This is a genomic window from Hymenobacter sp. M1-2 (genome assembly GCF_057808495.1).
In genome coordinates, this window is the sequence record NZ_JBTYZO010000015.1 from 155,202 (window position 1) to 163,026 (window position 7,825).

The window sequence follows — 7,825 nt, forward strand, 5'->3', positions numbered from 1 at the left end:
GCATGAAGGAGCATTTTGCGGACTTGAGCAGCCGGCCGCTCGCCGAGTTGGTGTCGCTGAAGGGCCAAGCCGCCGTGGTCACGGGCGCCGCCCAGGGCATTGGCGAAGCCATTGTGCGCCGCCTGGCCGAAGCCGGCGCCGACGTGCTGCTGGTGGACCGGCAGGAGAAAGTACACGAAGTAGCCCAGCGCTTACAGATTGGTATGGCTGGCCGCTTGCGAACCCACGTTGCCGACGTGCGCGACTCGGCCGCCGTGGAGCAAGCCGCCGAGCAGGTTTTGGCGGAGTTTGGTCGGCTCGATATCTGGGTCAATGACGCGGGCGTGTACCCGCCCACGCCCACCCTGGAGATGGGCGACGCGGAGTGGCACCGCACCCTGGAAACCGACCTGACCGGCACTTTCTACGGCTGCCGGGCGGCGGCCCGGCGCATGCAAGATGCGGGCGGCGTCATCGTCAACATTTCTTCCAGCCTCTCGTTTCGCGGCGTGCCAGCCCAAGCCAACTACGTGGCCGCCAAGTGGGGCGTACGCGGACTCACGGCCGCACTGGCCGCCGAGTGGGGGCCGCAGTTCGGCATTCGGGTGGTAGCGGTGGCGCCGGGGCTCACGCGCACGCCATCCATGCTGGCCGTGATGCAGGAGCTGGACGCGCAAACGGGCCAGTCGGCCGAGCAGCAGTTTGCCAGCCAGCTACCGGCCCGGCGCCTGGCCGAAGCCGACGACATTGCCCGCGCCGTACTGTTTGCCGCCTGCGGATTGGGCCAGTTCCTGACGGGCTCCACCGTCTTGGCCGACGGCGGCGAGGTGTACGCGGCCGGCGCCACGGCCGCCGCCGAGCAATAAATTCTTGATTCAAATTCACTTGCCGCAACTATGCCTGAATCACCCCTAACCACCGCACCCGCCCCTGCTTTCCAGGGCGGCATTCCGTCGGCCCAGTTTGTCGATCATACTGGATTCACCGTGCCCGACTTGGAGCAGGCCATTCGCTTTTTCACCGACGTGCTCGGCGCGGAGCTGCTTTACCGGTCGGGTCCGTACGAAGATGCTAAGTCGGACTCGCTACAGCAGATTCTGCAGGTTCACCCGCGCACCTCGGTGCGCCTAGCTACGCTGCGGCTGGGCCCCGTCAACAATGTGGAACTAGTGGAAATGACCTCGCCCGATGGCGAAAAGACGCCAGCGCGGCTTAGCGACGCTGGCGGCCGGCACTTGTGCTTGCGCATCACCGACCTGGAAGCCGCCAAAACCTACCTGCAAGCCCAGCCGGGCGTGACGGTGCTCGAAACCATTGCGCCCGACCAAGGCGAAGAGGCCAGCGTGACCACCACCTACTTCACCGCACCTTGGGGCATGTACTTCGAGCTGATTACCCGGCCGGAGCACATGGCTTACGAGCAGCGCACTGCGGCCCGGCTATACCACCCTTAATACCGCATTATGTTCAATTTGCTCGACCTCGATCCAGCCGTATTCAGTCGCCACACCACCCAGGTCGGTGATGTACGCTTGCACTACGTGCGCGGCGGCCAAGGACCTACGCTGCTGCTCTGGCACGGCTTTCTCGAAACGTGGTACTGCTGGCGCAAGATCATGCCGACGCTGGCCCAACGCTACACCGTAGTAGTCCCCGATATGCGCGGCTACGGCGACTCCGATAAGCCGGACGCTGGCTACGATGGCCGCACTCTGGCCGCCGATTTCCGCGGCCTGTTGCAACAGCTTGGGTTACAGCAAGACGTCACGTTGGTAGCCCACGACATGGGCGCTCCACCGGCTTTGCTCTACGCCACCCAGCATCCCGAGGAGGTGCGCGCCCTGGCGTACTTAGAAGAACCGGTTCTCACGGCCGCACACTTGCAGCAGGTGCACCAGTTCACGCCCGAAGGCACCCACCAGGGCGGTCTGTGGTGGTGGGGCATGGCCTTGGCCGAAGGTATGCCCGAGCGCCTAGTCGTAGGCCGGGAGCGAGAATTTCTGACGTGGTTCTATGAGCATTACACCCACGACGGCGGCGCCTCAGTCGAAGAAGCGGCCTTAGAAGAGTACCTGCGCAGTTTTCGGGGCCGGCAAGGAGTGCTCGGCGCCTTCGGCGTGTACCGGGAAGTATTTGCTACGGCCGAGCAAACCGAGCCCTACGCCCAGTCAGGAAACCAGCTAACCGTACCCATCTTGGCGCTGGGTGGAGAACTGAGCCTCAATGATAAAGTCGGGGCTATGTTGCAAACTGTGGCCAGCCGAGTAAGCACGGCCGTCGTGCCACAGTGCGGGCACTTTCTAGCCGACGAGCAGCCGGAAACCCTACTGCGCTTACTGACCACTTTTCTGGAGAAACTGCCCGAACGAAAAGGGAAACAAGCTGGCTGAGGCAACTTCGTTTATGTGCAATAAACCGGCGGTAAGGGCACGCAAATAATGCAGTTGCGGTGAGGGCGCTGGACAGTAAGTGCGAATGAGGCGCTTAAACGTTGGTCCTTACCCCCAGATCTGCGCTTGCACGTACGCTCGCCTTGTCTGCCTCAACAGACGAGGAAACTAGTTTGAGCCCGATAATGGAGCCAACGAGCATACTCAGGAACAGCAGGCGCAGCACAGTCTTAGGCTCGCCTAGAACAGCCATTCCGTATACGGCCGCGCCCACCGCCCCAATACCGGTGAACACGGCGTAGGCCGTGCCCAACGGAATTGTCTGCATGGCCTTGGCCAGCAGTAGAAAGCTGGCCACCATCACCACCACTGTGACAACGGAGGGCCACAGACGGGTGAAGCCGTGGGAGTAGCTCAAAGCCACCGACCAAATGACTTCACCGACCCCGGCCAGAAGCAGGAGGATCCAGGCCGTTTTCATGCTGTGCGGGAGTTACGGGTTAGAAGGCGGTCCAGGGACCAGGCCCCACTGCCCGCGGCCACGACCACCAAGGCTATGGCGATGGTTAGAAGATGGTATTCGTAGCCTTCCCCAGCTTTGTCGCCAAACCAGTTCATGAGAAAGCCGTTGGCCCAGTGGTAGGGAATAGCGCCTACCATGATGGCCGTTAGCAGCGCAGCCATCACGCGGCTGCCTAGGCCCACTAGCAATAACAGCGCGCCGAAAAACTCGACGCCGGTCACCAGATACACCAGCACTGGCGGCAGGCCGTAGCCAGCAGTCATATGGGCCAAGGTTGAGGAGAAATTAATCAGCTTAAGGTAGCCGTGGGGCAGCATCACGCCGCCGAGTACTACGCGCAGGAACAGTGGCGTGTAGTGCTCGGAAGTGAGCAGCAACCTATGTAGCCAAGAGATGGTGGCAGAACGGCTAGGGGCGGCAGAAAGGGTTTCCATGTAAAAAAGAAGTTGAGTAGTTAAAGATGGTAGTAGCGTTTTCCCCTGACGACAAGGCCCTACTGCTACTGCTGCGCGCGCACTAGAAAGTCGCAACGCACGCCCAGCGACGGTGCGTAAAACGCGTTCCGTCTTGGCGCAGTCCTGACCAGCGCGTGGCTCGGCAAAACCAACCAGTGCGGTGTGCGAAGCTTGCTCCAGACGGCGGTTAGCCACTTGGCCCTTAGCGAGCGTTAAGTCGTTTTCCTGGACGACCATTTGTTGGTGGCAGTATCGGCCGAGGGTGTCCAGGCCACGCCCTTGGCGCAGCAGATTGTGGGAATTGCAGGCTTGTTTACGCAAATTCATGTTCGGGCCGTGCAGTGGTTAGAACATGACAAAGGTCCTCCTAAAGCCTTGTGCGGGGCCTTAAAGCAGCTTAGAAAAGGGCGTTGAGGTAGCTTAAGCGAATTGCTTAAACCAGTTTAAGACTTGCGGGCTGTTAGGCGCTGGCGCAGCTGGCTCAGAAACTCGGGCGTCATGCCGAGGTAGGCTGCCACGTGGTACTGGGGCACGCGGCGCAGGATTTCGGGGTACTGCTGGGCAAAGTCCAGATAACGCTCTTCCGCCGTTTGGCTTAACCCGGCCAGCACTCGGCGCTGTAGGTGCACGAAGCTGCGCTGAAATATCAGACGGAAATACCGTTCGAATTTCGGCACGAGCTTGAACAGCGCTTCCAGCGAAGGAGAATCCAGTTGCAGCAGCTCGCAGTCTTCCAAGGCTTCTACGTTGTAGGTAGCGGGCTCGCCGGTCAGGAAGCTGTCCACATCGCCTATCCACCAGCCTTCCACGGCAAACTGCACAATATATTCCTGGCCGCCGGGACGGGTATAGGTGGCCCGCAGGCAGCCTTTGGTCACGAAGGAGTCGTACTTGCTTGGCTCACCGGCTTGCACCAAGTATTGCCGCTTCTTGAGGGTGCGCCACCGGAGCAAAGACGTGAAGTAGGCCGCTTCTTCCTCCGTAAGATCAACAACGCGGCGAACGTGGTCAAGAATCAATTCGTGCATAGCAGACAAATATTCGACGTTTCCAGGAGTTCACCGCTACGCTTGGTTTAAGCGGCGCTGTACCGTAATCCGGCTAAGCGGCCGTGCTTCTGCTCGGCTCAGCATAAAATAGCTGTGAACTCCGGATAATCATCCCATTGTAACAACTCGCTTGGCGCACGCAGTATCTTATACCGCACTGCTACGGGCTTAAGGTTCGACGAGATGAGTGAGTTATTGCTCTCGGAACTAGATGAGCATCTGAATGCAAACCGCATCGTACCAACTCTTCTGCAAGCCTGCTGCCAACCTGCCTCGGGTAGCGGCTACTTTGCGGCACCCGGCACCTATTCTGTGAGCTCCATGAATCAGAGGCTAATTATGGGAGTTTTACCAGTTACCCAGAGCGCCAAGGTGCTTATACTTTCGATTCAAAACCCTATCCAACGTCTATCGATTTCAGCTCTCATATCCAGGAGGACGAGTAGGAAAAACACCATATATGGGAGATTAGCAGCGACACAATCTAGGCGTTGAGGCAGTAAAAATCTGTTTTAATGCGGTTCTGAGGCACTTTAACTCAGTACCCAAGAGCCGCATCTTAATTGGTACAGGACTTGGCACCGATAGCGTCCAGACCCTAACTACTTTTCAATGGAAGCAACCTTCAGACGCGGTTACAAACGCAGCTACAAACCGTTGTTGACTGGGTAGCCGATTGGATTCGTGCCCTTGGAGCCACTACCCTATCGGCTTTTTCACGAATTTCTGGCTCCGACCTGCCTACTGGAGTGCAAGACTACGAAACACCTACCCAATGGCGGCGGCACGATGAAAGAAACCCCGCCGCAGCCACCAGCAAGCTGCTCACCACTCCACTGGCCGCGCTAGCTGCTTCCTGCTTTTGCACCTGTTTCCTTTCCATCAACCAACAATATCAACTATGCGCAACTCTTTTCTAATTCTGGCCGGGCGCGGACTACTGCTCAGCACGCTGGGCTTGACCTTGCTACAATGCGGCTCCAATACCGCCCGCGACTCCCAAGCTACGGCCCCACCGGCCACCACTTCATCCACTCCGCCCACGGCCATGACCACCGCCTCACCCGCCACCAACATCGTCATCAACAACCAGGTGACGAAGCAGAACATTTTCGAGCAACTCACGCCGCAAGCGCAGCAAGTAATCCAAATAGCTATGGCTGGTGGCCCCTTCCCCGACGACCCCGTGCAGAAGCGGGCGGCTTTTGATGCCTTGTTTGCTAAGCTCTCGGGGCAGCCGGAAAAAGTGTTACGGGTAGAAGACCGTCTGGTACCAGTAACGGGCGGCGAGGTGCCGGTCCGCATCTACCGCCCCAAAACCGGCCGGCTGCCCGTGTTGGTGTACTATCACGGCGGCGGCTTCAATAAAGGCAGCCTGCAAAGCCACGGCGTAGCCTTGCGCGCGCTAGCCAACCGCACTGGCGCAGTAGTGGTGGCCGTCGCCTACCGCCTCACCCCCGAGCACCAATACCCTACGCAGATCGACGATGCCTACGCCGCTTTGCAGTGGGTAGCAAAAAACGCCGGGGAGCTAGGCGTCGACGGCACCAAGCTGGCCGTGGGCGGCGACAGCGTGGGCGGCAATTTGGCGGCCGTTACCAGCCAGCGCGCCCGCGACCAAAAAGGGCCAAAAATTGGTTTCCAGGTGTTGTTCTATCCCGTGACCGACGTGACGCTAAGCACAGAATCGTGGCGGGAAATGGCACAGGGGCCCTGGTTGACCAAGGCCGGCGAAAACGAAGGATTCAGCAAGCTCTACCTGCCAGCGGGCCAAGACCCCAAGCAACCCTACGTGTCGCCGCTTTATGCTGCGGATTTCAAGAACCTGCCACCAGCCCTGGTTATTGACGCCCAATTTGATCCTTACCGCGACGAAGGCCAGCAGTACGCTCAGAAGCTGAAGGCGGCCGGCGTGCCCGTCACGGCTACGGTCTACCCCGGCGTCCTCCATGATTTCCTCTTGATGGGTGGCAAGCTGCCAGAAACCAATCAGGCCCTGGCTCAAACTGCCACGGAAATGCGCAAGGCTTTCGGCCAATAACGCTTGCGCGCCGAAACCACACGAGTTCACAGCACTAGGATCTACTCGCCCTGTTGTTGATTTCTATGAACGTAACGCCCTTTTCCATTCACGTGCCCGACGAGGTATTGCTGGATCTGCGTCAGCGGCTGGCGCGCACCCGCTGGCCCGATGAGGTAGCCGAAGCCGGCTGGGATTACGGCACCAACCGCGCTTATGTGCAGCAGTTGCTAGCCTATTGGGCCCAAGGCTTCGATTGGCGGGCGCAGGAAGCGGCCCTTAACCAGTTGGCGCACTTCCAAGCCGAAGTACAAGGTGTGGGCATTCATTTTATTCACGAGCGTGGCCGGGGCCCGCATCCCTTGCCCTTGGTGCTGTTGCACGGCTGGCCTAGCTCCTTTTTGCAGATGCGGCAGATTCTACCGCTTCTCACCAACCCCGGCGCCCACGGTGGCGACCCCGCCGATGCCTTTGATGTAATTGTGCCCTCTTTGCCCGGCTACGGGTTTTCCGACCGTCCTACTACGAAGGGCATGGGCCTGACGCGCATTGCCGAGCTGCTGCACGCGCTAGTGTACGAAGGCCTGGGCTACACCCGCTATGCGCTGCGGGCCAGCGACCTGGGAGCCGGCATCTCCAAGGAAATGGCGCTGGCGTATCCCGAGGCAGTGCAGGCTTTGCATCACAGCGGCACTACTCCGTTTCTAGGGCCGCTGCCAACCAACCTCTCGCCCGCCGAACAAGAGTTTGTAGCCGAAGCGCAGCAGTTTCAGGCCCAGGAAATGGCGTATGCCATGTTACACTCTTCCAAGCCCCAGACTCTGGCCTATGCCCTCAACGATTCTCCGGCCGGGCTGGCGGCGTGGCTCGTGGAGAAGTTTCGGGCCTGGAGTGATTGTGATGGCGAAGTAGAGCGGCGCTTCAGCAAAGACGAACTCCTCACTAACCTAACTCTGTACTGGGTTACTGAAACCATCAACTCGTCGATGCGCCTATACTACGAAGCTGCCCATAACTGGTCGCCGCGGGCCGGGCAGTCGGTGCTACAGCCCACGGGCATGGCCATGCTGCCCAAGGACCTGGTGCACGGCCCGCGGGAATGGCACGCCCGCGAGTACAACGTGCAGCACTGGACCGAGCTGCCCCGCGGTGGCCACTTCGCCGAGTGGGAGGAGCCGGAGTTGCTAGCAGAAGACATCCGCGCCTTCTTTCGGCCGCTGCGTAAAGGTCAATAAACAAAACACGGGCGGCCACCCCTCCACCTCCCCCACCAGACGGAATAAGCGCATCACTTCCTTCGGCACGAGAGCACCGAAGAAGCTTTCCGGTCTAAGAGTAGCCAGGCCCAGTCTTAAACGCTTGGTGTGAGTTCGGTTAGAGGATGTTGCGGGAGAAAAAACGAAAGGTGC

The 7,825-nt window shown here is 59.6% G+C and carries 8 protein-coding genes; 5 read left to right on the plus strand and 3 right to left on the minus strand.

The features are described from left to right. Positions 1-2: 2 nt before the first annotated feature. The 3 genes from ACYSMN_RS15840 to ACYSMN_RS15850 are packed head-to-tail and all read left to right on the plus strand — an operon-like array spanning position 3 to position 2,369. Positions 3-845, plus strand: coding sequence for an SDR family NAD(P)-dependent oxidoreductase (locus tag ACYSMN_RS15840; protein ID WP_488924882.1), 843 nt, complete (start codon positions 3-5; stop codon positions 843-845). A 30-nt stretch (positions 846-875) separates the two neighbouring features. Beyond that, positions 876-1,433: a VOC family protein gene (locus ACYSMN_RS15845; RefSeq protein WP_488924883.1), complete on the plus strand. Its 558-nt coding sequence runs from the start codon at positions 876-878 to the stop codon at positions 1,431-1,433. A 9-nt stretch (positions 1,434-1,442) separates the two neighbouring features. Continuing rightward, on the plus strand, positions 1,443-2,369 hold the full coding sequence (locus tag ACYSMN_RS15850; protein WP_488924884.1) for an alpha/beta fold hydrolase: 927 nt from the start codon (positions 1,443-1,445) through the stop codon (positions 2,367-2,369). A 94-nt stretch (positions 2,370-2,463) separates the two neighbouring features. Here ACYSMN_RS15850 and ACYSMN_RS15855 read toward each other — a convergent pair whose 3' ends face one another. The 3 genes from ACYSMN_RS15855 to ACYSMN_RS15865 all read right to left on the minus strand — a co-directional run bounded on the left by ACYSMN_RS15855 (position 2,464) and on the right by ACYSMN_RS15865 (position 4,375). Next, positions 2,464-2,850, minus strand: a complete 387-nt coding sequence (locus ACYSMN_RS15855) for a DMT family transporter (RefSeq protein WP_488924885.1) — start codon at positions 2,848-2,850, stop codon at positions 2,464-2,466. Then, positions 2,847-3,326, minus strand: coding sequence for a DoxX family protein (locus ACYSMN_RS15860; RefSeq protein WP_488924886.1), 480 nt, complete (start codon positions 3,324-3,326; stop codon positions 2,847-2,849). Before ACYSMN_RS15860 ends, ACYSMN_RS15855 begins: the two co-directional genes overlap by 4 nt. Before the next feature lie 464 nt (positions 3,327-3,790). Then, the gene (locus ACYSMN_RS15865; protein ID WP_488924887.1) at positions 3,791-4,375 is read right to left on the minus strand and encodes a Crp/Fnr family transcriptional regulator; all 585 of its coding nucleotides are present in this window, start codon (positions 4,373-4,375) and stop codon (positions 3,791-3,793) included. Positions 4,376-5,297: 922 nt separating this feature from the next. Between ACYSMN_RS15865 and ACYSMN_RS15870 the strand changes: the two genes are divergently transcribed. Together ACYSMN_RS15870 and ACYSMN_RS15875 are read left to right on the plus strand one after the other, a co-directional pair. Beyond that, positions 5,298-6,437, plus strand: coding sequence for an alpha/beta hydrolase (locus ACYSMN_RS15870; protein WP_488924888.1), 1,140 nt, complete (start codon positions 5,298-5,300; stop codon positions 6,435-6,437). 65 nt (positions 6,438-6,502) lie between these two features. Then, the gene (locus tag ACYSMN_RS15875) at positions 6,503-7,651 is read left to right on the plus strand and encodes an epoxide hydrolase family protein (protein WP_488924889.1); all 1,149 of its coding nucleotides are present in this window, start codon (positions 6,503-6,505) and stop codon (positions 7,649-7,651) included. Positions 7,652-7,825 lie beyond the last annotated feature (174 nt).